Origin of the sequence: Reinekea sp. G2M2-21 (assembly GCF_015687175.1) — a bacterium.
GTDB lineage: Bacteria > Pseudomonadota > Gammaproteobacteria > Pseudomonadales > Natronospirillaceae > Reinekea.
Map to the genome: position 1 here is coordinate 37,151 of NZ_JADPQG010000010.1, position 26,261 is coordinate 63,411.

A 26,261-nucleotide genomic window follows, 5' to 3' on the forward strand; every position below is an offset into this window, starting at 1 on the left:
GCCGAACCTTTTCTATCAGGGTTCCTTAAACTCCATCCAGTTAAAGTTCCAGCCACCGCCGATCACATCGACCCGCAACGTATGCAAACCTTCGGGCAACGACACCGTGCCGGACACGGTTTGCCAATTCTGCCAACCCGCGGTATCTGGGATGATTTGCGTATCGATAACCACACCATCCAACAGCAATTCAAAACCGTCACTGCCACCGCTGCTGGCGACCCGATAATCGATTGTGACCGCTCCAGTACTGGCCACGTTGATGTAGTACTCCATAAAGTCTCCCGGATCCATGTAACCGACGTTACTGCCGCCCCCCACATCACTCGTGGTTTCTATCTGAATGCCAGACATGCTCGACATATCTTCCGCTTCAACCCGCCCAGGGACCTCGATGGATTTCAACTCTGTCCAGACACGATTGCTGCGCACACTTTCATCACGTTCTGTCACCGCGTGTACTTGATAGTAATAAGTCAGTGCCGGGTTCGTATCGGTATCGGTCAGCGTCAAAGCGTCCAGATCTTCAGCTATCCGTTCGTACCCGGAAGCCAGCATGGTAGACCGATACACGTTGTATCCGGTGACATTGTCGCTGGCACTGGCATCCCATTGCAGTGTCACAGCATCAACGCCTTCGGTCAGCGCCAGGTTTGCTGGGGCCAATGGTAAGTTAAATAACGATGAACGCGACGGTGAGGCTAACGCGGCCTGTAACGTTTCGTGGATGTCGTAAGGAATGCTGCCGAACGCGGTGAAAAGCGCTTCGATATCATCCTTACTGGCCGCGTGAAAATCGACGGGTGCCAGCGGACCTTCCGCGAGTACATCGACACCGTTTTGCGGCAGCGAACTGACCAGATAAATTTCGGCCCAAGCATTGGTGCTGCCATTATCTTTAAACACACCGGACAGCTCGTAGGTGGCATCAGAGTCAAGTGTGATGGCTTGATAGACACCACCATTGATGTCTGCTGCTCCGGTTAAATGAAGAAATCCGCCTTGATGGTTCGTCGGCGCCAACGCCGCATCAGTTGCGTTAAATTCCAGTGTGGGGAGCGCATTTTGAAAATACTCGGTCCAGCCGGCTGAGGAATTGAACTGCCCGTTTACAACCATTTCTTCGTCGCTTACAACGTTTTTAATGCTCAACTCATCGAGACTCACGTCCAGATTGCCACCGCAGCAACTGCCGAATTTAATGACCAGATAATAGGTGTGTTCGCCATGACGATCCGTTTTGAACGTCTCGCGCCCCGCACTACAACCCTCGGTCAACGAACTGTCCCATCCGGCACACGCCCAGGTGTCCGCCTTTGCCAACAGACCAAGCACCTCTTCATTGGTGACCATGCCCCAGGTACCCTGCCCTTCGCCACCGCCATTGGTCAGAACCTTGTAGGCCCAACTGGTGGATGCCCACCCCATGTCGCCATAGCGGTCGTAGGTCGCGCGCGCAATATCCGCTCCCAACTCAGGACCAAGACCCGTCCAGGGTTGAAACTCACCCACCAGGAACGGCGCATTTTTATCGGCCAGTTTGGCTTGCCAATCACACACGCCGGACAGGCCATCGACACCACAACTGAACCAATCCCGGTGCACGGCATAGCCGATCTCTCCCCAGCCAAAGATGCCAGGGTAAAAATGCATTTCAAACGCCACGTTAGTTAAGCCTATGTCGGCAGGCGATTCATAGGCATCGATTCCGGCAGAATGACCAGGAAGCACGATGATTTTTTTGTCGTCGACGGCACGGACGGCGTGGTACAACTCAACCGACTCTGCCGCAAGATTTTCCGGTGTGGTGCCCCACGGCTCATTGAGCAGACCATAGGCTGCTACAGCGTTACGATCCTTATAACGGGCTGCAATCTGTTGCCACAACCACCGCGTGCGAGCCTGATAGTCTTCGTTGTCCCAGTACTCATTGAGTCCGGCGCAGCCACTGTGGTGCTCTTCACCTTGCGCACCGACGGCACCATGCAAATCCAGAATAACGTACATATCTCGGGCTTCAGCCTGATCAATCGCGTCATCCAGGTATTGCCAAGCATCCGCGCGTAACGTCATGGGGTTACGTTCATCCTCGATCAGATTCCAGATAAACGGTAACCGTATGACATTCAAGTTAAAGCTAGCCAACAAATCCCAATCGCGCTCGGTGATCCAGTTGTCCCGAAACACATCCATCAACCGTTCGCGTTCATCAAAACCAAACCGTTCGTCGAATATGGCTTCGAGCGTGCACTGATCATTCACGGCGTCAGTGCTCTGTCCCATCATCCAAAATTCCTGCAACAACCAGTTACCCAGGTTGGTGCCTTTTAACAACACCGGGTTATTGTTTTCATCGACCCATTCGGTATTTCGGGTGTGCAACGCAAGGAGGGCCTGCGCTGGTTCTTCCACATCTGGTGGTTCAGGGGCGGGGGCTGGTTCGTCTTTACAACTGTTCAGTGCCAGCGCACTGAACAACACGGCAAACCCGATCGCAAATATGCGGCGGGATTTCTGACTGTTTAACTGTTTCATGGTGGTTAACCTCAATTTGAATAACGAGCAACAGAGGAAGTCCTCTGAACAGAGACAGTGTTTCGGTAATTCGGTCTGTCGTCGTTCGTATTCCGGCAGCCGAACTTTTTAAAACAGGAAAAATCGATGCAGGTAGCACTCATCTGTTATTGGACGCACGATTCAGACGCGACGAATTGAGCTGAGAGTAGAAAACCTAAACACGATAAAAATTCAGGCTGCCACTGCGGTGGACACACTCAGTACCTGGCGACGAAACTGGCTGGGTGTCATCCCCATTTTCTTTTTGAAAAACGTGTTGAACACAGATTTACTGTTAAATCCCGAGGCAAGATAGATCTCCGTAATTGTCCGCTGCACACCATCTGGACTACTAAGCAGATTGGTAGCATCTTGAATACGGTACAGGTTAACAAACTCATAAAAGTTCTTGCCAAAGTGACGATTGATGATCACCGAGAGTTCTTTCGGTCCGAAGCCCAACAGATCAGCAAGCTGGTCGAGTTTCAAGTCGGCATCCCGGTGAGGCTTGAGGCGTTGCATACCATCGTCGATAGCCTGCACCAAAACAGGATCGACCGGTGTATCAGGCACGTCAACCGGTTCGGGCTCCATCACCATTTCCCGTGTCACGGTTTCAAATTGATTGAAAAAACGAAGGCCGGTAAAAACCCAAAGACTGATCAACAGGAACGTCAGGTAATAACCGGTTAATCCCATCCGAACAAAAACATCGAATTCCACCACACGGTAAAGATGAACAACTTTCGCCAAGCTCAAAGAAAGTTCTAATACCCCAACGACCAGGAAGCCAGCAATTAACGCCAGCAACCAAAAAAAGTCCTGCCGGGATAATGCCGAAAATGTATTCCGGCGTGCGCGTTGGTACTGCACCATCATCCACAGACAACACACCGCGTATAACACGCGCAAACATTTGGCTGCAGCATCGGCGTAGACGTAGCCGTCGTCATAAACAAAACGTTCGCTCTTAATTAAAAACATACGAACGGCGTGCGGCAGTTGATAGAACGCCGCGATCATAAATATCAGAAAGGCGCAGGCCGGCAGCAGATGCCACCATTGCCGTCGTTGAAAAGTGAAATCCTCAAACAACACCGCACGTACGCACAACAGCAGTAACGCACCATCCAGAAAGTAGGCCGTTGCTCCGACAAAATACAATTCCGGCCATTGCTCTCGCACCAGGAACTTAAACTCACCGCCCCACAAAATCAGTTCGTGAAGGGGAATAATGGCGTGCAACAGCAAGAACCCTCCGAGCAGATAGATCCCTTTGCTCCGACTGTCGTTCGTCGTGGCCAAGATCAGGGCAAAGAACAGGCACTGCATTGCGGTCATCCAGAGAATGACATCATGAAAGTTAAACAGTATCCGTCCCATGGCTCAGCCTGCTTGCTGGTCAGCTGCTGACGTGGCTCGGTGCGCATGTGTTGGCTGCCAAACCTGGAAACAATGCACACTGTCGCAAGAACAGGGCAAAACCTCCCCACAGGGCTCTAAAGCCTCTCGCAGCAGAGCAGAACAATGACTCGTAAACTGTCGAACACTCTTGAAAACAGTGATCTGCAGGGGGGGATTTGCCATGGATTCGCTCCGAATTATTGTTGTTGGATCCGAATTTCTCAGTCACTTTACCTCAAATTGTTATCGATAACAAATTGTCAGAATGAACGCGTTAACTCTCGCGATAGGCCATCAACATATGGACTCGGGTAACCATTTTGGGCGCTGCGAAACCGATGCCGGGTAATTGCGTTACCAAGAAGCGGTGATAGCGCCGCAGTTCATTCCGATGATCTTAGATAGGCGGGCAACCTTCGGTGCCTGTTTAGTTGTATGCCTCGTCATTGAACTTTTTTTATCAGCGTTCCATTTATACATGACAACCGGAGTTTTACATGACTGCTCATCCTCTGATGCGCATTTACGACATGAAAAAAAGTATGCTACGAGAGAGTGTGTAAACATTGCAGGCGAGCCGTTTGCAATTCTGACCTCCCGTAGTAGAGTAACCCTTCTTTTTCAGCGCAGCTTTTCGGATGACGGTAACCAATCGGACAGCGATCTTCCTGATGGTGTTCAGCCTGTATCTGGCCAACAACATCATTGTGCCAGTGCATGCACTGAGCCATATCCAGGAACATCATGAACCCGAACTCGCCAGTTGTGATATTTATCACGCAGCAGCGAGTATTGCGGTCATCAGTGCCTGCGCCAATTCTGGGCCAACGCTTAGCTTTCGCAGTATCAACTCATCACTCGAATGGGTTTGGATCTCCGTATTCGAACCGATGTCTAAACAAATCCGCGCACCACCTTCCATCACCTGATCCGCACAATACTGGGTACCTTGCGTATCTTTCATCATTAAATTCAGGTTATGACGAAGACGTGTTTGGCTATGCCAACGGTTACTTCGTAGATAACCATTGATCAGGCTTAAACCATGAAGAACATCTGTTTAATCTGCCTCGTTTTTTCGACGGCAACACCGCTGTTTGCCGATGAAGACCGGCAACACACCGCCCATGAGCATGGCGCTGCGACACTGGGGATTGCTCAGGATCAAAATACGGTTCTGCTGGAACTGAACTCGCCGGCATTCAATATTTTCGGTTTTGAACACAAACCCAACAACCAAACAGACAAAGACCTGATAGCGGCTTCCGTCGCGCAATTACAACGGGGTCACGAAATTTTCTTGTTTCCAGAGGCTGCAAAATGCTCGGTACGTGCCATGGACATCCATTCCAGTCTGCTCGATGAAGAGCATGAAGAGCATGAAGAATCTGACGAACATGAGTCAGAGCACTCTAATGTTCAAGTCGCTTGGACCGCTACCTGCGAACACTCCTCTCAGTTAAACAGAATCGATATTAAATTGTTTTCGTTCTTTCCCAACCTGACCGATCTGGACGTCGACTATTTAATGGATTCCGGTCAAGGAGCGGCTGAACTTAACGCAATGGTAGCGTCCATTTCTTTTTAATAACACGAGGCGGGGAGCAGGTCTCCCCGATGCAAAACATGGCTTCAGACGACGCACTAAAAGTCAGAGATCTGCGATTCTCGTGGGACACACAGACCGCCGATATTCTGAACATTAAAAACCTGGATATCCCCATGGGCCGCTCTTTATTCATCCACGGACCCAGTGGCAGCGGTAAGAGCACCTTGTTGAATCTTCTCAGTGGCGTACTGTCTGTCCAACACGGCAGTATTCAGTTGCTTGGTAAGGAATTTTCATCACTGCGTGCCGCGAAACGGGACAAGCTACGTGCGGATCATATCGGCTACATCTTTCAGCAATTCAATCTATTACCGTACTTATCGGTCCTGGATAACGTCACGTTGCCCACGAAAATATCGACCCAACGCAGGCAAGGTAAGGCGAGACATGCCAGAGCGCTCACTGAAGAAGCAGAACACTGGCTGGCGCAGCTGCAAGTGCCTCGGAGTGTGTTCAGTCAACCGGTATCACGCTTAAGTGTGGGTCAACAGCAGCGAGTCGCTGCCGCCAGAGCATTGATAGGCTCACCTGAAATCATCATCGCTGACGAACCAACCTCGGCGTTAGACCAGCAGAATATCGATAACTTCATGACGGTTCTGACGCAGCAATGCCGCTCCATTGGCAGTTCTCTTTTGTTTGTCAGTCACGACATGCAATTGGCCGGTTTTTTTGATGCGACCTATGACCTGCACCCTTCGACCCCGGGAGAGCAAGAATGAACTGGATACATTTGGCGCTGAAAAGTTTGTGGAATCGCCGGGTCACGGCACTGTTAACGTTACTGATGGTCTCGGTCAGTGTTTGTTTATTGCTGAGTGTTGATCGAGTTCGCACCGATACGCGCAGCAGTTTTGGAAATACTTTATCGGGTACCGATTTACTCATTGGTAGCCGTACGGGGAGCTTGAACCTGCTCTTGTATTCGGTGTTCCGAATTGGCAACGCCACCAACAACATCAGCTGGCAGAGTTATCAAGAACTTAAGAATCATAAAGATGTGAAGTGGACGATTCCTATTTCACTGGGTGACTCACATAAAGGGTACCGGGTGGTTGGTACCAACGAGAGTTATTTACAGCACTACCAATATGGTCGACAGCACGGGCTCAAATTACAACAGGGTGTTTGGTTCGCCGACGTGTTTGAAGTGGTCTTGGGAGCAGAGGTTGCAAGACAACTCAACTACCAACTTGGTGATGCTGTTGTTATCGCGCACGGCACGGGAAGCACTTCATTCGAGCAACATGACGATCGCCCCTTCAAGGTAGTCGGCATACTCGCACCAACGGGCACACCGGTCGATAAGTCGCTGCATATTCCACTCGAAGGCATCACCGTATTGCACGTCGATTGGCAATCGGGTGTGAAACGTCAGGGTAAGACAACCAGCGTTGACGACACCTTGAGCTTGGATTTAACGCCGGATTCAATTACCGCGTTTTTAGTCGGTATGAATTCCAGGCTCAAAGCCTTTGGTTTCCAGAGACAAGTCAACGAGTTTCGCAAAGAACCCCTTATGGCGGTGATTCCCGGTGCAGCGCTGCAGGAACTCTGGCAACTGATTGGCATTGCCGAAAATGCGTTAATGGCCGTGTCGGTTATGGTTATTGTTACCGGATTAATCGGCATGGTCACGGTGATTATTTCCAGCTTGAATGAGCGTCGACGTGAAATCGCGATATTCCGAGCATTAGGTGCCAAACGAAATACGCTCCTCGGCTTGTTAATGGTGGAGTCGGGCTTTTACGGTTTAGCGGGACTCGTGACTGGCTATGGCTTGCATGTTCTCCTGATGGGTATAGCCAATTCCCACGTGCAAAACCGTTACGGAATCGAACTCACCATCGGTTGGCCCAATGAATCGATGATGGTGATCTTATCGAGTTTTCTGGTCACCACCGTCATTCTTGGATTGTTGCCAGGCTACCGTGCCTACCGCCAATCGTTGAGTGATGGACTCAGCGCGAATGTCTAGGGCAACTCTGATTAATACGAATCACCTCAGTCCTATCAGATCGAAGGATGAGCAAGGCGTGTGTTTCAGGGAATGGCGAGTGCTTTTTAAAACATACAACAAAGCTCAGTCACCGACCTGAAGGACCCAGAGGGCTGGGCTGAAATGGCAAAAGACTTAACGAAGAAATCTGAATTAATCAGAGTTGCTCTACTTCCCTATTTTTAAGGAAACGACAAATGAAAATATCACACAAACTTAGCGTAATCCCCTTGGCTTTGGTTATGGTTTTCATAGCCACGTCAGTAATCGCCGAGAAGAAGAAAACGGATTACATTCCTGTCAGCTGGAATCAATTGATTCCGTCAGAATACGACTTTGAGGCGTTGGAAAATGAAGTGATCGGCCGCTATGACTTGGAGACACTTGAGGACGATAGTCCTGAAGCGCAAACACTGATTGCAGAATTGCAGGCCTTACAAGATAAAGCGCCGGTCACGCACGAATACGATGGTATTCAGGTCAAAATCCCCGGCTTTGTTGTCCCGCTGGATTTTGAAGACGAGAAAATTTTCAGTTTCTTGCTGGTCCCCTATTTTGGTGCTTGCATTCATACACCGCCACCGCCACCCAATCAAATCGTGTATGTCGAACTGGAACAAAGCATCGAACTGGACAATACCTATGAGCCGATTTATGTCAATGGCTTAATGCGTGTCGAACGTCAGGAGTCCGAACTGGGTGCCGCCGGCTATATACTTTACGGCCATTCCATCGCGCCCTATTTGTAAATTAACGCACTACTCAATTTCGGTCACACAAATGTTTGACTAACCATTCGAAAGCCATCGGCGGCATCGGCGTTAATAACCAATCCGTCGCATCCGTTATGGAAGAAAACCAAAGCAGGCGACAAAAGGGGGGTTAAAATCGATTAAAAGCGAAGCCCAATGGGCTTCGATTCGATTTTAACGACTTCACCTCTGGTGAAGGCCGGATCAAGGGGATCTCCCCTTGGAAAGAAAACCTCCAAGAAATCCATTGGTTGCGACCCGAACCCTTGTCGTCAGCAGGATTGGTCCTTAACGACAATAAAGACACAGCTAATAAAGCAGATTGGCGCTGCTCCCGAAACAAAAATAGGCAAGCCAATTTAGCTCAGGTCAGCAGCATTCTACCTAACCCTCTGATGGCAGAAACAGATGCCCACTTCCGGTAAAAACCGTTTCACCGCCAATTGAAATCTGTTGTGCAACCGGCGATGCCGAAAAATGAATGTGGCTTTGACGTCCTAATGCTCGGCCCTGAGAAACAAGACCCGGCTGGCAATAATTGCTAAAGATTTTTAGATAGCATGCCAAGCCCGCAGCGGCGGCACCCGTTCCACCGTCTTCTCCCTGACCAATACCAAATCCAAACATTCGCACTTCAAACTCTGTTTCGGATTCTGCCTTTCGACAAAAAAAATACAGATTATTAAAGGGCGATGCCTTTAACAAGCGTTGCCAAACGCTATGAGATACTTCCAAGCCGTACAGTACCGCTTCGTCACGCACAGGAATGAAGAGAAACCCAGACCCACAACGCACACCGGCAATGGGACCCAACCGGGTATCGAGATCCACGCTATGCAAACCACAAAGATCGCTAAGGTCACTTAACCGGCAAGGCACATCATGAATCGTCGGGTACTCGGGTAGCGCCAGGGTGACGTGCACCTGCCCTAGGTCCGACGAGTGAATGTCAGCTTCAACCGGTCCTAACGGCAGAGATAAGGTCACATGACTTATCGGCGCACCAACCGCTTTACTCTGGGCAGCCAAGTATGCGCAGGTACCCACGCTGGGGTGACCTGCAAAGCTCAGTTCCTCTGTAGGTGTAAATATTCGCGCATCGACTTTTACCGAGCTATCCCTTACCAGGCTGCGCCAATGTTCGGGCAGGAAGACCGTTTCGGAGTAGCCAAATTCACGCGCGATGGTGATCATAGTGGTATCGCTGAGTGCACGGTCAACTTCAACAATAGCCAAGGGATTACCGCTGTAACGCTCATGAGTGAATACATCACAACGAACATACTGCAGTTCAGGGATAGATTGACTCATACGCACCCAACCATATGTTCTGCCACCAGGGACTGTTCCGCGGCGAACCTTAAATGCGACATTGCCTCCCTTAAACCTCCTTTTTTGGTTTCCACCGTAAGATGCCCGCGCCAACCATGGGCTTTTAGAACATCGATCACTTTTCGATAGTCCAGCGTCCCTTGATCCAGTGGTGAATGAGAGTCGATAGCGCCATCATTGTTACTGACACTTACGGCAGCGATGCGATCGATAAAATACGCGAGCGTTTCATGCGGTTGATCCGCTGAGATATTCTCGTGCCCCAAATCCAAAATAAATTTAACCGCAGGATCCACTTCACTAAACACCCTGCGGTACTGTTCAAACATGGAGAAAAGCGTATAGAACGGACGGCGGTTCTGATAATGCTCAAGGTTCTCTAACCAGAGCGTAACCCCCTGAGACTGTGCGTAGTCATTTAGCTCATTGACGATTCTCGCAAAATCAGACATAGCCGTGCGGCGCAAGTGACTAAGATTGGAATGCGTAAACAGGCAACTGGCGTGAACGATCAATGGCGCATCCAGCTCTCGCGCAAGGTCGACTTCCTTAAACATATAGTGTTTGGCCGCTTCCCGAATGTCTTCGATCTGATGACAGATAGGATTGCGATAATTGCCGTGAACAATAGCGGACAAATTGTGTTCCGCGAGCTGCTGTCTTACTGTGTGGAGTTTTTCGGACGTCCAGTTGTTGGCATGGTCTTCATCACTGGAACCCTCTATGTAAATATGGCTAGAACCCTCCATTAATGCGAGTTCTATACTCTGCGCAACTGGCGTCGCTTTCTGTACGGCAGTTGAAGTAAACATTTCAGTTAACATCTGTACTCTCCTTGTGTTTGGTGCGAGTGTTAAACATGACTTAGTCGATAGCACGGGTCAGTTCAGCAATTGCAGGTTGCCATTGCGCCAGCCAACGATGGTGCTTCTCGACAAACGCCTGAAACTCTGAATTCAAATCAATTGGGTCGCCACAGCCGCCACCAAAAGCGGTTGCTGTCGCAATGTTGCCAAACCATTGCTCGGCCGTTTGTTCCACTGCAGAAAATTTGCTGCGCAACGACACTTGGTCGGCGATGGCGGCATTAACTTGTTCGCCAACAAGATGATGAGCATCGCGAAACGGAATGTGATCGAAATAGGCCATCTGTTCCGCAAGATACACGGCATCGACCATGCCTCGTTCCATTGTCTGCAGTGCCTGTTCCTGGTTCACGGTGATGCCGTCGACTACCTTGGTCATCAGCCGCAGAATAAAATCGAGATCATCCAACGCGCTCCACAACGGGCGCGTTGCTTCGCTGGAAATAGCCACCGAGTTGGAAAAAGCATTCCACTGCATTGCGGTGACCGTACTTGTCCAGGCGGCCACAATGCTGGCGCTGCGACCTTTCACGATTTCCAGCAAAAAAGGGTTTCGTTTCTGTGGCATATTCGAGCTCGAGCCGACCAGGGAATCCGGCAACGACAACAGTGCTGTTTCATTGCTCGACATAAACACCACATCCGCCGCACACCGCGACAACGTGGTACTGACAGACGCCATGGCAGACAACAGATGCAAACAGGAATCCCGGCTCGCGACAGCGTCAATGGAATGCCGGACGGGATGCGAAAAGCCCAATAGGTCTGACGTCACCTGTCGATCAATCGGAATCGTCGTGCCACCTCCGGCACAAGCGCCCAATGGGCAGCTGTCTAATAGGGACAGCGCAGAGACAAACATATCGACATCTCGAAAAAGATGTGTCGCAACCCCACTCAAATAGTGCCCCAGCGTTGAAGTAAAAGCGGTCTGATAGTGTGTAAAGGCAGGAAACAGGGTCGTCACTTCTGTGGCTGCACGCTCCGTGATGGTTTGCAAAAAGATTTCCAAAAGCGTGAATGTATTTACAACCCGGTCACGTAACCGCATCTTAAAAACCGTTGCGTTCATGTCATTTCTTGATCGTCCGGTTTGTAACAGTCCTCCCGTTGCCACGCCCAAACGACTGATTAAAAAATTCTCGTAGCAGAGATAGGTGCCCCGCTGAGTCGGCAGATTCATCAGGTCCTGGAAATCCTGACGGAATAATCGACCAATCTCTTCTTTCAAGACCTCACATGACGCCACATCAACAATATCCTGACGCTGAAGCATGGTTAAATGTGCAAAGTCAATCAACGCATAGTAGCGCAGTTCGTTCGCTATGGTTGCGGTGTTGACGCGACCAAATACCTGGTCACGGAGATCTTCATCCAGCAGCGACTTCAAACGCCCGGTGTTCTGTAAGTCAGTCACACATCACCTCACGGAGAATAGCATTCTGTAAAACATCGACTTGCTGAAACAGGAGTTGTGGGGCAACGACCAACACATGCCCTACCCGATCGGTGAAGTCACCGCGGGTTTGCGAACGATAACCCATCGGTTTATAAAGTTTGGCGTCTTTGATCGCTTGCGGTGGAAGGTCGGCGCGTCGGGCGCAGTCCTTCAACAGGCCATCGGTTAGCGGTTGCGTGACAACCTGATCACTTTGAGGAACGAAAAACCGTATTGCACCTTGACCGTTTCCAGTTGGCGCCAGTTCCGGGTTGCCACCCAACGCGGCGGTTAGCCAGGCCTGTAACAGATCAACGCCCAAGGTTTCTCTAATCAACACGGGAATCATGCCGCCGGCCAGCCGAGGATTTATTTCGATCAGATACACTTTCGACTGACTGACTTTTATTTCAACATGAGCGGGTCCCCAATCGAGGTTGACGGCGGCCAACATCGCTTCGACTTGGGTTAAAATATTGTGATACGACGCCGTATCAATTGCGAAATTAACGTCATGACCCGTTTCAACAAAATAGGGCGCACCGCCCAAATGCTTTCGGGTCAGGCAGACAGCTTTACCGTGAAAACACTCAACGGAATACTCTTGGCCACTCACATAGAATTCAGCTAAACACCCAATGTCCGCAAAGTGTCTGCCACTTTGCTGAACGAACTCCCGGTTATCCGCAATCGCTTTTTTAACGTCGTCCAGGTTTTGACACAGACTAACCGAACAGCTACCGGACCCCGACCGAGGTTTAATGACCAGAGGATAATTCAATTGGGTAACCGTGTTCGGGATATCCAGTTCCGATGTTACCAACCGACAACCAACCGGGAACTCAACCCTGTCTTGCAGTGTTTGCCGCAAACGATATTTGTCACGACAAAGTTCCACTGCACCAGGGTGCGTGCCTGGCAATCCGAATTGCTCAGCGAGTTTCGCGGCCGTTGCAATAAAATACTCAGAGGTACTCATCACTGCCGCGATGCGGTCAACCTGTTGCAACTTGTCCAACCGTTCGGATAACAGAGCCTGATCACTGGTATCGATCGACTCCACAGCGATGTGCGGTGGAAATTGATATTTAGCCTCATTTTGCGTCAGCACCAACACGTCGTAACCCTGCGCCACCGCCAACTCAGCCAGCAAATAACCGGTACCCGTAGTATTACTTTCAATAAACACGATAAACATCAAGCGATACCCACCGTGGAAAGAGGATTCATCACCTCCGTAAGGCTGCGCCGATGCCATGGCAGATAACTCCAATTCTCTGCATCCATGGAGGGGTCCGTTATACACTCAGGTGCCAAGGACAGTTGATCATCCTCAACGAGCTGGTTTTCGCGCCACCAGGTAGGACTATAAATATTGTCCGAATACCGGTAGCCTTCATCTGCACAAATAAAAACAACTTTTTTATCGGGATTCTGGTCAGCAAGATAACGCGCAACCTTAAAGGCGGCACCGCTGGTAGGGCCACAATAAAGTCCATGACGTTTGTGCAATGTTCGCGTCGCGCATGCGATTTCTGACGCATTCAACCAATGCACCTGATCGAAGACCGAATGATCAAGATTCTGCGGCATCAAACTGTTGCCGAGACCTCGAATAATACGTTTGGCACCGCCGTCGGGTCGACCAAACAACATACTCACATTGCTATCAACAGCAACCCCCATGGTTTGCGGGTGCATAGTACGCAGCGCCTTCAACGTTCCACACATAGAGCCGCCGGAGCCTACCGAACCCACCAGGATATCAACCTTGCCGAACGCTGAAATGAGTTGCTCCGCAAAGAATGCGTACGCCCCAGGATTCATTTTATTTTCGTATTGCGCTGGAAAGAAATGGTTTGGATGTTGTCGACGATAGTGCGCCAGGCGCTCCAATCGGGCGGCTTGATACCCACCTACCTCGGCGGGCTCGGTAACAATATCGACCCTGGCGCCCAGTTCGGTTAATCGGTTATTTAAGTGAACATCAATCGCGGGATCACTGACCAGAATTAACTTTAAATTGTACTGATTGCAAAGTAGTGCCAAAGCTAAACCGAAGGTGCCAGATGTTGACTCAAGGACAACGGTATCTTCGTTAATATCACCGTTTTTTAACGCTCTTTCCAGAATAAACTTGGCCGGTAACAACTTCATTAAAAAAAACTTCGCGGCAATCAGGTTGTCATCAATGCGAATCAACTCAGGAAGAACACGGGCCTCAGAAATACTGCTGTATACCTGTTTCATCAGTGTTCTCCTTAAAAGGTTGAATGAAAGGCAGTTTGATGAATACCATTGTCACGCAGACGCCCTTGACAGTGGCTGACTCGTTCCAGGAGATCATGATCATCGGGCGAAAAAAGCATGCCGACCAAGTTTCCGCTGTGCGCAATTTGGACACCCAATGCACCACCTTGCTCAGCAATGCCCAACACTGCATCAAATTTTGGCTTCGGTACGTGTTTCTGATTAATCAACGCACTGTGCGTACTGACACGTGCAATGGTCGCCAAATCATGGTTCAACAGTGCAAATCGCAATAAACCTCTTAGTGGTTTAAACTGCTGCAGATCCTCCCAAGTGTACTGCGGCGCACGATAATCACAGGTACTAATTGGCTCACCCAAGGTAAAGCTCAGTAAACTCATGCCGGGCAATAATGGCCCGAGTTCTTCAATAACATGGCCCTCCCGTTGCGCAAACAATACTGTCGACGACTCAAACATTATGGGGTCTGAAGCGACTTCCGAACGAACCGCAATTCGGGCCAGCGCTTCACGCGAGAGCTTACGTTGATAGGCACTGCAGACAGCGCGGGCGGCTGCGACAACATCCGCTGTCGATGAACCCAAACCAAGCTCTTCAGTGACACAACTGTCACAAATCAATCGTCCGCCTAAATTGTTCAACCCCAGCTCTTCCAATGTCAAAATTGCTGATGACAGGGCCTTTTTCTTGTAGGCAGGCTCAACTGTAATAACATCCGATTCCGAATCCGGTAGAAAGGTGGCCTTTGCCTTAGTCGTCGAATTCAATAACGTAACTAAGCCCAATGTTTCCTTTCCATTGGATTCTTCAAAGACGCCTTGCAGAATCTCTCCGTGGTGACAAGGTGCGACACCGTGACCGATATGAACTTGACCGTAAACCATGGCGTTTTCTGCTACGGCCTGAGGCCTTAATTCTTGTTGTGCAGTATTCATGAGTGCTGTCCTTAGTTTTTATGTACAATTTTTCCGTCATTAATAGCGACCAGATAGTTCAACATGGCGTCATACTGTTTTAAGCTCGCCTCCAATGACATATGCGCGCCACAGGCAATTTCCGACATCTGTTTGTCTGATAAAGTTGGGCGTTGATAGCGAATGGATTCAATCAGTTCTACTGTATGGCGCGGGTCTATGCTTTCGTGTGCTTTAAAGTAGATTTGCTGGCCTTTTCGGCAGAGGCCGACCCGATCCATACCGTACAACACCTTGGTAAAGTGTGGCGATACCCAGCCTTCGTTCAACAGGAACCAACCGTACCGGCGAAATTTCAAACCTGGACGGGTCAGCAGTATGTTAAAGACATTGGTTGTGATCATCGTAAACCAGGGTCGTTCCTCTGCTCGATACCGAATCAGGCTATGCCAGTCGCTGTAGTCTTCGACCAGTTCACGTAACCAATAAGTATGAAATTTTCCGAGATTGCCCTGACCCACTTCGTCCCACAAATTAGAGCAGACGGCTGCTTTCATAGCACCTTGAATACCGGTGGTCATCACGGCTACTTCATCGTCTACTACCTCATTGCGGCAAACTTCGTTACGGAGAAAATATTTGAATGTCACTTCATTCGCATCATTACGCAGAAAATCAAATAACGGGTGATTAATCCCAGGATTGTCAAACGTCAGGTGCTGAAGATAATCGGCGCATTCGGCGCTGTCTTTAAATGGGTACTCCCGGTTCGCACTGGACAACCAGTGGTCCAAAACTTCACTTTCTACACTCAACTTCATACGCTGAATTTCGTATTCAAGATCCTCATCGACGGCTTGGTGCAACGGGCCATCGCAATAGGAGAAAAGGTAGCCAGAGATATAGGCCAGCTTTGTGTTGATGAATTCGTCATAAGCAGGCGTATCGCGCACTTCAGCTAACGATGACTTTTGCAGCGACCTTGGCAGCGACAGAAACTCGCGAATGTCTTCGGGTGTCGATTTAAACCGCGGCAAAGGTGGCCATTGATGTTCCTGCAGATGCGGCTGTTTATCCTTCAATTCGGTCAATTTAAACATAGCTATTCTCCTTTTTTAGCGTGTAGGGTGGATGCGATGGTCCGACTTAACTGCTGCATATCTGAGTGAGTCGGTGCGGTATAGATAATAAACCCTTGTCGATCCGCCGAGCTCTCCGGACGATCTCGTGTTGCCTTGGTAGTCAGTTGCACAAATTCCTGAATACCTGACGAGTTACGCGCGCTCAAACATCGTGTCGGAACACGATACTCGGTGTCTTCGTAACAATTACGATTCTGATATGGCGACTGTAACCAATCCGGAAGCGGGCTTGGTAAATTGGTATAAAAATGTTGACCGGCGAATCGCTTCGCTTTCGGCATGTTGACAGTTTCCCTTTGTAGAACATTCAGGAACTGCGCTTCCAACGACGCGTCTGTCGAGTGACGATACATGGCCAGAACACTGTCGCCGGGCGGGCGCGCCGCAAACTCGATGAAGAATATTCGGCCGTCCGGTCGAATGCGGAATTCCGCGTGCAATATACCGGTTCTGAATTGGACTCTCTGCACCAATGTTTTGGTATAGTCTTTCAGCGTTGCCACACATTCTTCTGAGAAATTAAGCGGAGGCTGGTAGTAGCCCATTTCCAAAAAGTCCAAAGGTGCAGGTAAACTGATCTCTTCTGTTACGCCCTGAAATACGACTTCACCATCAACAACCAGTGTTTCAACTGAGCTGTCTACACCTTGAATGTATTGTTCAATGACCATATTTTCGGTCAGACGAGGTAAATACCGTTGCCATGCCTCTTCATCCGACAGAATCGTAAAACCTTGCCCGCCATGACTATCAGTCGGTTTTACCACCACAGGGAAATCTATATCCGCAGACGGTGTGTCACATTGATATTCTTTTGGACTGAACTCCGACATTAGCGCACGCTGAATTCGTTTATCGGATGATATTTTGGCGGCCATCACCCCTGGGTTTTCAAACCTGAAGTAGTCATTGCAAAACGCCGCCGAAACCAAAAACTCCTCCGTTACATTAACTGACAGAACAATGTTGTATTCACCTTGCCATTGCTTGATTTGTTGGATCATGTCACCGACAAGATGGGGTTCAATATACAAAGCCTCTTTAACGACATCGGCCGGGAAATAACGGTTAAAAACCTGTGCGTGAGCCTGCCGATTCAATGGGGTATCGATAATCAGGAAGCCATCAACACGATTCAGGCATTCGTCAAACAGGTCGGGGTAGAGCGAGTGTTCCATTCCCCCAAAAAATAGTGCTACGTTCATGTTCTTTTTCCTTAGTGAAATGAATACACAGCGCAGTAGACTGTGACCAAACTCAGTGCAAAACCAATCTTTCCGGCAACGCCTAATCGTTTTAAATACGCAGAGCGGTTGTTGTTTTTTGCCAATTGCATTTGCCCAAAGCCGTACAAGCTGATCAGTACAATCAAAGAGACAGAAAGAATTTTCAGGCTAAACAAGGGCATGTTGCTTAGATTGGCGTAATAAGGAACGGCCATCTGTACACCAGAGATAACTAACAGAAAAAGACCAATGTAAGAGATATAACGAAGTGGGAACAAACTGACCAGCACAGCCTCCCGACTTTCTTCGGGAAATCGTTTACTCAAAAAACCAATTACAAAAATTGAAAACCCGGCGCCAGCGCCAAAGATCAACCCTGTAAAGTGTGTCAGCAATAACAAATCTCGCATAATTAAAATCCATTTTCTTTGGGCAAATAGAGTCCCTGGCTGTTGTTAACGCCAAAAAAGACTATTGTCACTACAGGGGAATTGGATCGCTAAAACGGATCCATTAGAACGGACAGACGAAACACGTTTCCCTTGCGTCTCTGTGTAAGCTACGTCTCAATCCTGTAACTTAGTGGCGCGAAACATAATTTTTATTTTGACCCATAGCAAGAAAAATTGAATTGACCATCCATTCCTGTGATGCGAGTCTAAAGAATTGGAACATAGAACTTTTCGAGCATTTACAAACTGAAAACTACGGTAATTTATCGACACAATTACCGATAGAATATTGTCCTAGTGCAGACTTTCATTGAGGTTTTCATGAACTGGCAGGATTAATAAAATTGAGCCCAGAAAGCAGACAAAACTCTCAGAACATTTCTCTTTAATCCACGTTACTGGCTATGACCTACCACACCTTCAGATTTTTTCCGATATTGCGTAGGGGTTATGCCAGTATGAGCTTTAAATGCTTTATAAAACGACGACCTTGCGTTAAAGCCTGAGTCCATCGCGATATCCAAAATGGATTTTTCCGCGGCGATAATCGCGGGAATGGCGTATCGAATGCGCCAGCCGTTAACGTAGTCAAAGAACGTTTGCTGTAACGTTTCGTTAAGCGTTTGGGAAATGTAATTGGGCGATATCTGCAAGGTGGACGCCAGGCCCGGTAGCGAAAGCCCAGGATCGAGAAAGAGCTGTTGGTCGCGCATTGCGCTCTCTATTTTCGTCGCAATACGCTGCATTTGCGTATCACCCAAGCCAGACTTACGGTATTTCCCACCGGATTCCTTGGTAACGTCAACTAAGGAGGTATCTTTATCCGGCAGATAACGGTCACTAAAGCCCGGTTGTTGTCGGCTGCCAAAAACACACAGTATCCACAACAGTACAATGTATATCACGACGAGAAATTCAACCGGTAACGGTAGGGCTTGGTTGGTCAACAAAGGAATACTGTACATGAGCGACAACAGCCAGGTCAGCGCCAAGACGCTGAGCAGCGCACTCAACCAATAGAGTTCGCGTTGATCGTTATTGGCAAACAGTTGCTTCAACGACCGCCGGTAAACGATCAACTGTCTAAACATCCGAATAGCAAAATAGCCAGAAAGAAAAACCCAGCCAACCATTATTATAAACGCGTAGACCACAACCATCTGTGGCCACAGGCGCAGATTATCGCTGGTATCACTGAAAATTTGCAGCAAATCATTTTTTGGAAGAACCCAGAGATTGACGCTGCCCATGAACGCCAACACGATGGGGATTGCATGGAGTATGTGTTTACGTTGCCAACGCCAGGGCGTCGCAGACGTAATCGCGTCCACATAAAAAGACAACGCGATGGGCAGTAGCATGAAACACGGCAGAACAATCCCCAACGCATAAAATTCCAGTGCTGGAAGTAACGCAATCGCTGGCGGTAACGAAATCACCAACGTACCGGCCAATAAAAAAGTGACCAATGGCACCCTTACCGACAAAGGCAACCGACTGAGCCACAGCAATGGCACCGCAAGCGCAGTCATACCAACGCCCATCATCAATAATGCGAAATTTATTGGGTTCAACGATATGTCCATAATTCCATGTTGTCCGACAAAAAACGTGTCCACGCTAGCAGGCGTGGACGACTGACAGCCCTGCGTGTGCGAAAAATGAAGACCATTTCACAACGACGACACAAAGGATTCCTATGCAATTGTTCACAAAAACGAATATCAAACCACTGCTTCTGCTGCTACTCGGTTCCGTATCGATTCTGTTCGGTGCGCTGCAAATAACACTTATCAGCCAGGGGCCGGAAGGCGCAGTGCAGGATATGGCATCACCCGCCTATTTCAGCATGCCACTGCCAATCCTGACCCACATTATTTTCGGCACACTATTCAATTTGCTCATGCCATTGCAGTTTATGCCACAGATACGTGCAAAGAAACCGGCTTTCCACCGTTTACTGGGCCGTTTCTTGATTTTATTCGCGCTCGGCTTTGGCTTCAGTGCGTTATGGATGAATCAATTTTATCCACAGTATGGCGGCATGATGAAATATATGGGCATTGTATCGCACGTCGTGGTGATGCTTGCCGCGCTTACCCTTGCCTTGGTAGCCATCAGGCGGCGAAACATTGCAACCCACCGTATTTGGATGATGCGCTTGACAGCCGCGGCGCTGAGCCCTGCCACGCAACGCCTGGTTGCGGTTCCAGCCTTTCTGTTATTTGGTGAATCGGTACTGACCGATGCGGTAATTGCGGGATTCATCTGGTTCGGACTGGTGGCTAACCTGTTGTTTGTCGAATGGATACTCAGAAAAGAGACACGCTCGGTGTCGTTAAACCGTGCATTCTAACATGAATCAACACCGCAACTTCCGCTGTTGACGCTTGAGTTATAGCTCGGATTGATACAGTTTGATAAGACTTGACACACTTTCTGCGGCTAAAGCTGTTACATTGATGGTGAATTAAACGTCAGGACAGGTAGATGAATATGATAGCACCAAGGGCTTCGGCTGTTCTCTGCGGTATTTTCATCTTGACGGCATACGGTGTCTTGGTGAGTCTGCTCACAGACTCACCATTGACTATTTTCGTGTTTGAATCTCTCAGTGGGCTTGCGGTTATTGCGATTTCTGTTCTGCTGTACCCATGGTTAAAACCTGCAGGTCAGACACTGGCGCTTGGATATTTGGTGGGAAAAGTTCTCGAAGGAAGTTTTTTGATCCTGGCTGCTTTCTTAATTTTTTCCAGCACCACATTGTTATCCGCAATACGCGACTTTATATTTTCCTACCACGCTTATCTTTTCATCGCGGCATCAAGCTTGCTCTATCTATTGCTGTATCGATCAACGCTGGTCCCAACGTTTATTTCCATTTGGGGGCTGGTGTCGCTCGCCTTGCTGTTAATCGGAAACCTGCTGAACCTACTGGGTGTCACCCACCCATTGGTGGCGGTGTTCTACCCATCGATTATGTTAAACGAAATATTTCTAGCTGGTTGGCTTATCGTTAAAGGGTTTGATGAGCGCGCGCTGCAAGTAAACCCCGGCTAACGCAGGTCATACTAAAATGACACGCGAGCCTCTTTAGAACAGAGGCTTGCGCAACAGGTCTCATCTTATTACATCATCATTTGATAGATGTAGCGTGCAGCCAAACGCGCGGTACGCTGATCGATATCTTTCGATGGATTCATCTCCGCAACATCCACCAACAGAATCTGCTTATTCTGTTGTTCTGCTTCATCCATTAAGAATTGCAGCAGCTTGAAAACAACCAACGGCTCAACACCCAACGCCGCAGGTGCACTGACACCCGGAGCATAGGCGGCCGGAAATACATCCAGGCACAGGGTAACGTATACAAAATCGAGCGGTTGCAACCAATCGCGCAGCTGTTGTTGCAAGTGCGGCATTGTCGCCATGTGACAGTCGAGGTCTTCCACCCAGGTGACGTCATGTTCGAACGCAAAATGAAACAACGCATCGGTGTTGGCCGTCGGGTTAATACCCAGCACCGCGTAATGGAACGGCACGTCATTGTGATGACACCATTCCTGGCATTGCCGGAACGGTGTCCCAGAACTTGGCGCTGGTTCTGGATTGCGCAAGTCAAAATGAGCATCAAAATTAAGGATACCCAGCTGTTTGTCCGGCGCATGTGTTTGCAGAAATTGCTGCGCGCCAAGATAACTGGCCCAACCCACTTCATGACCACCACCCAATACAAAGGGTCGCCCGTTGGATTCCAGAATCCGCGTTAAGTTGTTGGCTAAAGTTTGCTGCACCGCTTCCAGATTGCCATCGCGGCAGGTCACATCACCCGCGTCGAAAAATTCAAAATCTTCTGAACAAGCCAGATTCGCCAGCGCTTTGCGAATAGCATCGGGACCTTCAGCGGCACCGGGCACACCTTGATTCCGGCGGACCCCTTCATCGCAGGCAAAGCCCACGAGTACCGGAGCACTATGATAATCGACCGAAAGATCATCGGCGTGTACATGTTGATGCAGCCGTCGGCTTAACTCAGGGTCTTCAGCATCGACCCGCCCTTGCCATACTGCGGAGAGATCCTTTTTGTCAGTCATGTCGTTGTTCCTTGCCAAGTCGCCAGATACCGGTTGGTTTGAACCGATTCAGTTCGTGAATTATTTGTCTCGGATGATCACATGACCACAACAAAAAGTCGGCATCAAATCCTTCACGTAATTGACCTTTACACTGGGCTAGCCCCAATGCCTGGGCAGCGTGTCGGGTGATTCCGGCCCAGGCTTCGGCGGGTGTCAACCCGAACAACACTGAACTGAAATTTGCCGCGGTCAGTAATGAGTTCAGCGGAGATGTGCCGGGGTTAAGGTCGGTCGCAACGGCCATGGACACACCGGCATCACGCATGGCTTGAATCGGTGGTTTTCGGGTCTCGTTGAGGTAAAAGTAGGCACCAGGGAGCAAAACGGCAACCACGTCTTTCTGCGCTAACAATAAGCACTGTTCCGGCTCAAGGTACTCGACATGGTCGGCGGAAAGACCACCGAATTCAGCGACCACATCAGCGCCATGCTGTTGTGAGAGCTGTTCAACATGCCCTTTCACCCGCAATCCCAACCTGGTCGCAGCAGCAAACAAACGGTGGGTCTGTGCGGCACTGAAGCCGATGGATTCACAAAACACATCAACCGCCTCTGCCAGATTCTCATCTTTTAGCTGAGGTAACAAAGTCTCCGTAATCCAGTCGATGTAAGCATCCTGATCGCCCGAAAAATCGAATGGCAGCGTATGGGCTGCGAGACAGGTAGCGCTGACATGAACATCGCCACGCTCACCTAATGCGCGGATAACCCGCAACATTTTTAACTCGTCATTCAGTGATAAACCGTAACCACTTTTAATTTCAACCGTAGTCACCCCTTCACGCAGGAGACACTTCAGGCGAGTTTCCGCACTGCGCAACAACGTGTCTTCACTGGCTGCGCGGGTGGCGCGAACCGTACTGTTAATACCCCCACCCGCGGCGGCGATGTCCTGGTAGCGCATGCCCTGGCGCAGTTGTTCAAATTCACTCGCGCGATTGCCGTCATACACCAGATGTGTGTGGCAATCGATCAAACCCGGCGTCAGCCACTGTTGCTGCGCATCAATATCCTGCCCAGCCAACAATTCCGGACAGTCCGCCTCTGAACCGACAAACACAATTTTGCCCGCATGCCAGGCTAAACAACCTTGTAGCGTGCCGTAATCATCACCATGCACACCGGTTTGCAGCGTAGCCAAGCGCGCGTTGCGGATAATTCCGTCTACATGAAGCGTCATAACAAAGATTTCTTTTCCAATTGGTCAACTCAAGCACCTTAATGGCGGAACGCCATACACACAAGTGCAACGTCGCGTTGACATAAAATCGACATTATTCACGTTTCTGCCCTATCGCCCACGGTCTGCACGTATTAAAATTGCGCGCTAAATTCTTACCCGCCTTCCCTGAGGAACATTCATGACTTTGTCGACCGGTCAGTCAACTAATGTCGTAGTAGTTAGCAACTCATCCGATAACCCATTCGCCATTGACGTCGCCTATGCGATGGGACAGCACGAAGACATTGCTGATTTGATCAGTATGAAGCAGTTCATGAACTCGGAATTCTGTCCGCGTTTTATTTCGGACGAAGCTGATTTCGATAACATCGGTCATACGCTCGATGGCAAGGCCGTCATTATTGTCAGTACCGGCAGTCATGTAAAAAGCCGCCAGGAATTGGCGATGGCCAACTTGATCATTGCACGGGCGGCCAAAGAAAACGGCGCTAGCCGCGTTATTCTGGTGGAGCCGGATCTGTTTTACAGCGCACAGGATCGTGGTGCACGTAAAGATCTGGGTGAAACCAGCTTTGAACGTGACATTAAAGACGTCAAGAAATTTGATGGCCAACCATTCACCGCAAAACTGTACGCACAGATGCTGAAGCTATCCGGCGTCGACACCGTGATGACCATTCACAACCATTCCGATTCTGTGCAGAAGATGTTCAGTGACGTTTTCGAAGGCAATTTCCACAATCTGATCCCTTACGAGATTTACGCCCACTATCTATTGAACTCTGACATTCTGCACTATGGCCCAGAAGGTGAAGGCCTGGTGTTGTGCGCACCGGACAAAGGCGCTCGCGACTTCGTTAAAGAAATGTTTAACACCCTTGGCTTGAGCAAAGCCAAGTTCATCATGCTCGACAAAGAGCGTACCGCAGAACGCAAAGTTGAAATCACCTTACACAAAGAAAGTGAACACACGTTCGATGGCCTTGATGGTGCCAGCATCGTGCTATTCGACGACATGGTTCGAACCGGTTCCACCGTCGTAAAGTCTTGCCAGTTCCTGCAGCAGATCAACCCACAACGCATGGTGTTTGCGGTATCGCATTTTTACGCCAGCGATGAAGGACGTGAGCGCATGGCGCATCCGGCTATCGGTGAAATATTAACGTTGAATACCTTACCCACCATTCTGAACCGTGACGAGCAAGGCCGTTTACGGAAAAAAATGGTGGTATTAAAAGTTGAGAAATGGCTGGCCCAGGAATTGTGCAACATCCTCGACCTGCCGCAGAGCCATGAACAGAATCCCTACAAAATCGACATGTCGTCGAAAAACCCGCGATTCAAACGCAAAATCTGGTTCAGTGACGAACTCAGTGCGCTGAAAGAAGGCTGAAACTCAGCTGGAAAGAATTAAGCCCAGCCGTAGCGCTGGGCTTTTTCGTTAGCCCCCAGTCCACACTCCAGCTACTCCTTGCACAAGAGATTAAAGCCAAACTGATACCCTGCTGCCAATTGCGAACTGCCATTCAGGGGCTATAGTGTTTTCAATAATGTTCTAGGGCAACTCTGATTAATTCAAATCACCTCAGTCCTTACAGATCGAAGAATGAGCGAGGCGTGTGTTGCAGGGAATGGCGAGTCCTTTTCAAAATACACAACAAAGCTCAGTCATCGATCTGAAGGACCCGGAGGGCGGGGCTGAAATGGCAATTATTCAGAGATTCCCTGGCCTCCTATGTAACAATAATTGGACGATATCCGTGCACAAAGTTGCTTTGATTGAAGACCAAGAATATGTACGCGACTTCATTGCGACAGCACTTAATGGGATGTGTGAACTAGTCGTTTTTGATAGCGCCAAGGACTTTCAACGCGACATAGAGGGTCAGAGTCATAGATTTGACTTGGTGTTAACGGATATCTATTTACCCGGAGAGGATGGCCGAGAAGTGTTGTACTCTATGATGGGTAACGGTACTCCCATCATAATTGTGACTGGCGACCAGGATGTTTCAACAGAATCTGAAATGTTCTCGCTCGGTGCCTTTGACTACATACGAAAACCGTTAAACGAGGAAGTATTGCGTCACCGGGTTGGCTTGCATTTAAAACTCAGAGAAGAACAGTTGCGAGTTGCGCAAACTCAAGAGCAACTTGTTCAAAGTGAAAAAATGGCGGCTCTGGGACAGTTAGCGGCTGGTGTAGCCCATGAGATTAATAATCCAATTGGTTTTGTCACATCTAACTCCAACTTAATCAAACGGTATGTTTCCAAAATTAATGACACCCTCACAAAACTGGATGAAGAAGCCGCAAACGATCCAAACGGTGAAATGCTGTTAATGATTACCCGTTGGAAGTCACAATCAAAACTCGATAGTTTTTTGAATGAACTGGTAAAGATTTCTGAAGAATCCTTAGAGGGACTCGAACGAATTCGAGATATTGTAAAAGATCTAAAAGACTATGCTCATATGGGGGATCAAGCATTTGAACCAGCGGACCTTAACAAGAGCTTAGAATCAACAGTCAACCTTCTTAGGAATGAGATAAAGTACAAAGCAGAAGTCGCCATGGCTCTAGGTGACTTGCCATGGGTACCGTGTCGTATTTCTCAATTAAATCAGGTCTTTGTTAACATTTTGGTCAATGCTTGTCACGCCATTCCAAACTTTGGAAATATTGCCATAGAATCTATGCAAGAAGGCGATAATGCATTAATTCGCATAACGGACGATGGATGCGGCATGCCGAAAGAGGTTAGCAAGCACGTTTTTGATCCGTTTTTTACCACAAAACCTGTTGGTCAAGGTACCGGCATTGGTTTAGCCATTTCAAAGTCAATAGTCGACACACACATGGGGACGATATCCGTGCAAAGTGTTGTCGGAGAAGGTACTACGTTTGAGATACGTATTCCCCTTCAGCTTTCAGGCGAAACATTGTTACCCACCTAATATTTGCAGAATTGCGACATTAAA

23 protein-coding genes are annotated in these 26,261 nt (G+C 49.0%); 9 read left to right on the plus strand and 14 right to left on the minus strand.

Annotation, left to right across the window (positions count from 1 at the left end; genetic code table 11):
- Positions 1–15: 15 nt before the first annotated feature.
- Both IYN85_RS23435 and IYN85_RS23440 read right to left on the minus strand, forming a co-directional pair.
- The gene (locus IYN85_RS23435; protein ID WP_196161402.1) at positions 16–2,535 is read right to left on the minus strand and encodes a cellulase family glycosylhydrolase; all 2,520 of its coding nucleotides are present in this window, start codon (positions 2,533–2,535) and stop codon (positions 16–18) included.
- 213 nt (positions 2,536–2,748) lie between these two features.
- A complete protein-coding gene (locus IYN85_RS23440; RefSeq protein ID WP_196161403.1) occupies positions 2,749–3,939 on the minus strand; it encodes a helix-turn-helix domain-containing protein in 1,191 nt (396 codons plus the stop codon).
- Positions 3,940–4,598: 659 nt separating this feature from the next.
- Here IYN85_RS23440 and IYN85_RS23445 point away from each other — a divergent pair.
- From IYN85_RS23445 to IYN85_RS23465, 5 genes are all read left to right on the plus strand, one after another.
- On the plus strand, positions 4,599–4,889 hold the full coding sequence (locus IYN85_RS23445) for a hypothetical protein (protein WP_196161404.1): 291 nt from the start codon (positions 4,599–4,601) through the stop codon (positions 4,887–4,889).
- A gap of 116 nt (positions 4,890–5,005) precedes the next feature.
- Positions 5,006–5,548, plus strand: coding sequence for a DUF2796 domain-containing protein (locus tag IYN85_RS23450; RefSeq protein WP_196161405.1), 543 nt, complete (start codon positions 5,006–5,008; stop codon positions 5,546–5,548).
- 29 nt (positions 5,549–5,577) lie between these two features.
- Entirely contained in the window at positions 5,578–6,291 is a 714-nt protein-coding gene (locus IYN85_RS23455; protein ID WP_196161406.1) for an ABC transporter ATP-binding protein, read from the plus strand.
- On the plus strand, positions 6,288–7,547 hold the full coding sequence (locus IYN85_RS23460; protein WP_196161407.1) for an FtsX-like permease family protein: 1,260 nt from the start codon (positions 6,288–6,290) through the stop codon (positions 7,545–7,547). The genes IYN85_RS23455 and IYN85_RS23460 overlap by 4 nt, the downstream gene beginning before the upstream one ends.
- Positions 7,548–7,765: 218 nt before the next feature.
- Positions 7,766–8,317: a DUF3299 domain-containing protein gene (locus IYN85_RS23465; protein ID WP_196161408.1), complete on the plus strand. Its 552-nt coding sequence runs from the start codon at positions 7,766–7,768 to the stop codon at positions 8,315–8,317.
- A 387-nt stretch (positions 8,318–8,704) separates the two neighbouring features.
- Here the strand turns inward: IYN85_RS23465 and IYN85_RS23470 are convergent, their stop codons facing one another.
- The 10 genes from IYN85_RS23470 to IYN85_RS23515 all read right to left on the minus strand — a co-directional run bounded on the left by IYN85_RS23470 (position 8,705) and on the right by IYN85_RS23515 (position 19,535).
- Positions 8,705–9,631 (minus strand): PhzF family phenazine biosynthesis protein, encoded by a 927-nt coding sequence (locus tag IYN85_RS23470; RefSeq protein ID WP_196161409.1) that lies wholly within the window; start codon positions 9,629–9,631, stop codon positions 8,705–8,707.
- Entirely contained in the window at positions 9,628–10,476 is an 849-nt protein-coding gene (locus IYN85_RS23475; protein WP_196161410.1) for a sugar phosphate isomerase/epimerase family protein, read from the minus strand. The genes IYN85_RS23470 and IYN85_RS23475 overlap by 4 nt, the downstream gene beginning before the upstream one ends.
- A 40-nt stretch (positions 10,477–10,516) precedes the next feature.
- The gene (locus IYN85_RS23480) at positions 10,517–11,935 is read right to left on the minus strand and encodes a lyase family protein (RefSeq protein ID WP_196161411.1); all 1,419 of its coding nucleotides are present in this window, start codon (positions 11,933–11,935) and stop codon (positions 10,517–10,519) included.
- Complete coding sequence (locus IYN85_RS23485) at positions 11,928–13,214, minus strand: ATP-grasp domain-containing protein (protein ID WP_196161412.1); 1,287 nt, start codon at positions 13,212–13,214, stop codon at positions 11,928–11,930. The genes IYN85_RS23480 and IYN85_RS23485 overlap by 8 nt, the downstream gene beginning before the upstream one ends.
- Positions 13,154–14,206, minus strand: a complete 1,053-nt coding sequence (locus tag IYN85_RS23490; RefSeq protein ID WP_196161413.1) for a pyridoxal-phosphate dependent enzyme — start codon at positions 14,204–14,206, stop codon at positions 13,154–13,156. The genes IYN85_RS23485 and IYN85_RS23490 overlap by 61 nt, the downstream gene beginning before the upstream one ends.
- 11 nt (positions 14,207–14,217) lie before the next feature.
- Complete coding sequence (locus IYN85_RS23495) at positions 14,218–15,162, minus strand: hypothetical protein (protein WP_196161414.1); 945 nt, start codon at positions 15,160–15,162, stop codon at positions 14,218–14,220.
- An 11-nt stretch (positions 15,163–15,173) separates the two neighbouring features.
- Positions 15,174–16,241 (minus strand): iron-containing redox enzyme family protein, encoded by a 1,068-nt coding sequence (locus tag IYN85_RS23500; RefSeq protein ID WP_196161415.1) that lies wholly within the window; start codon positions 16,239–16,241, stop codon positions 15,174–15,176.
- Positions 16,242–16,243: 2 nt separating this feature from the next.
- Complete coding sequence (locus IYN85_RS23505; RefSeq protein WP_196161416.1) at positions 16,244–17,488, minus strand: ATP-grasp domain-containing protein; 1,245 nt, start codon at positions 17,486–17,488, stop codon at positions 16,244–16,246.
- Positions 17,489–17,499: 11 nt separating this feature from the next.
- Positions 17,500–17,919 (minus strand): hypothetical protein, encoded by a 420-nt coding sequence (locus tag IYN85_RS23510; protein ID WP_196161417.1) that lies wholly within the window; start codon positions 17,917–17,919, stop codon positions 17,500–17,502.
- A 437-nt stretch (positions 17,920–18,356) separates the two neighbouring features.
- A complete protein-coding gene (locus tag IYN85_RS23515; RefSeq protein ID WP_196161418.1) occupies positions 18,357–19,535 on the minus strand; it encodes an AraC family transcriptional regulator in 1,179 nt (392 codons plus the stop codon).
- A 125-nt stretch (positions 19,536–19,660) separates the two neighbouring features.
- On the opposite strand from IYN85_RS23515, the gene IYN85_RS23520 reads away from it, so the two are divergent.
- Both IYN85_RS23520 and IYN85_RS23525 read left to right on the plus strand, forming a co-directional pair.
- On the plus strand, positions 19,661–20,317 hold the full coding sequence (locus IYN85_RS23520) for a DUF2306 domain-containing protein (RefSeq protein WP_196161419.1): 657 nt from the start codon (positions 19,661–19,663) through the stop codon (positions 20,315–20,317).
- A 134-nt stretch (positions 20,318–20,451) separates the two neighbouring features.
- A complete protein-coding gene (locus IYN85_RS23525; protein ID WP_196161420.1) occupies positions 20,452–21,021 on the plus strand; it encodes a DUF4386 family protein in 570 nt (189 codons plus the stop codon).
- 68 nt (positions 21,022–21,089) lie between these two features.
- Here the strand turns inward: IYN85_RS23525 and hutG are convergent, their stop codons facing one another.
- Complete coding sequence (gene hutG, locus IYN85_RS23530; protein ID WP_196161421.1) at positions 21,090–22,055, minus strand: formimidoylglutamase; 966 nt, start codon at positions 22,053–22,055, stop codon at positions 21,090–21,092.
- On the minus strand, positions 22,048–23,277 hold the full coding sequence (gene hutI / locus IYN85_RS23535) for an imidazolonepropionase (RefSeq protein WP_196161422.1): 1,230 nt from the start codon (positions 23,275–23,277) through the stop codon (positions 22,048–22,050). Before hutI ends, hutG begins: the two co-directional genes overlap by 8 nt.
- A gap of 181 nt (positions 23,278–23,458) precedes the next feature.
- On the opposite strand from hutI, the gene IYN85_RS23540 reads away from it, so the two are divergent.
- Together IYN85_RS23540 and IYN85_RS26285 are read left to right on the plus strand one after the other, a co-directional pair.
- Entirely contained in the window at positions 23,459–24,673 is a 1,215-nt protein-coding gene (locus IYN85_RS23540; protein WP_196161423.1) for a ribose-phosphate pyrophosphokinase, read from the plus strand.
- A 226-nt stretch (positions 24,674–24,899) separates the two neighbouring features.
- Positions 24,900–26,237, plus strand: coding sequence for an ATP-binding protein (locus IYN85_RS26285; protein ID WP_196161424.1), 1,338 nt, complete (start codon positions 24,900–24,902; stop codon positions 26,235–26,237).
- Positions 26,238–26,261: the final 24 nt, after the last annotated feature.

Excerpts from the sequence above, each read along its gene's own strand:
- IYN85_RS23435 (WP_196161402.1), bottom strand. The coding sequence starts at position 2,535 with ATGAAACAGTTAAACAGTCAGAAATCCCGCCGCATATTTGCGATCGGG.
- IYN85_RS23440 (WP_196161403.1), bottom strand. The coding sequence starts at position 3,939 with ATGGGACGGATACTGTTTAACTTTCATGATGTCATTCTCTGGATGACC.
- IYN85_RS23445 (WP_196161404.1), top strand. The coding sequence starts at position 4,599 with ATGACGGTAACCAATCGGACAGCGATCTTCCTGATGGTGTTCAGCCTG.
- IYN85_RS23450 (WP_196161405.1), top strand. The coding sequence starts at position 5,006 with ATGAAGAACATCTGTTTAATCTGCCTCGTTTTTTCGACGGCAACACCG.
- IYN85_RS23455 (WP_196161406.1), top strand. The coding sequence starts at position 5,578 with ATGCAAAACATGGCTTCAGACGACGCACTAAAAGTCAGAGATCTGCGA.
- IYN85_RS23460 (WP_196161407.1), top strand. The coding sequence starts at position 6,288 with ATGAACTGGATACATTTGGCGCTGAAAAGTTTGTGGAATCGCCGGGTC.
- IYN85_RS23465 (WP_196161408.1), top strand. The coding sequence starts at position 7,766 with ATGAAAATATCACACAAACTTAGCGTAATCCCCTTGGCTTTGGTTATG.
- IYN85_RS23470 (WP_196161409.1), bottom strand. The coding sequence starts at position 9,631 with ATGAGTCAATCTATCCCTGAACTGCAGTATGTTCGTTGTGATGTATTC.
- IYN85_RS23475 (WP_196161410.1), bottom strand. The coding sequence starts at position 10,476 with ATGTTAACTGAAATGTTTACTTCAACTGCCGTACAGAAAGCGACGCCA.
- IYN85_RS23485 (WP_196161412.1), bottom strand. The coding sequence starts at position 13,214 with ATGGCATCGGCGCAGCCTTACGGAGGTGATGAATCCTCTTTCCACGGT.
- IYN85_RS23490 (WP_196161413.1), bottom strand. The coding sequence starts at position 14,206 with ATGAAACAGGTATACAGCAGTATTTCTGAGGCCCGTGTTCTTCCTGAG.
- IYN85_RS23495 (WP_196161414.1), bottom strand. The coding sequence starts at position 15,162 with ATGAATACTGCACAACAAGAATTAAGGCCTCAGGCCGTAGCAGAAAAC.
- IYN85_RS23500 (WP_196161415.1), bottom strand. The coding sequence starts at position 16,241 with ATGTTTAAATTGACCGAATTGAAGGATAAACAGCCGCATCTGCAGGAA.
- IYN85_RS23505 (WP_196161416.1), bottom strand. The coding sequence starts at position 17,488 with ATGAACGTAGCACTATTTTTTGGGGGAATGGAACACTCGCTCTACCCC.
- IYN85_RS23510 (WP_196161417.1), bottom strand. The coding sequence starts at position 17,919 with ATGCGAGATTTGTTATTGCTGACACACTTTACAGGGTTGATCTTTGGC.
- IYN85_RS23520 (WP_196161419.1), top strand. The coding sequence starts at position 19,661 with ATGCAATTGTTCACAAAAACGAATATCAAACCACTGCTTCTGCTGCTA.
- IYN85_RS23525 (WP_196161420.1), top strand. The coding sequence starts at position 20,452 with ATGAATATGATAGCACCAAGGGCTTCGGCTGTTCTCTGCGGTATTTTC.
- hutG (WP_196161421.1), bottom strand. The coding sequence starts at position 22,055 with ATGACTGACAAAAAGGATCTCTCCGCAGTATGGCAAGGGCGGGTCGAT.
- hutI (WP_196161422.1), bottom strand. The coding sequence starts at position 23,277 with ATGACGCTTCATGTAGACGGAATTATCCGCAACGCGCGCTTGGCTACG.
- IYN85_RS23540 (WP_196161423.1), top strand. The coding sequence starts at position 23,459 with ATGACTTTGTCGACCGGTCAGTCAACTAATGTCGTAGTAGTTAGCAAC.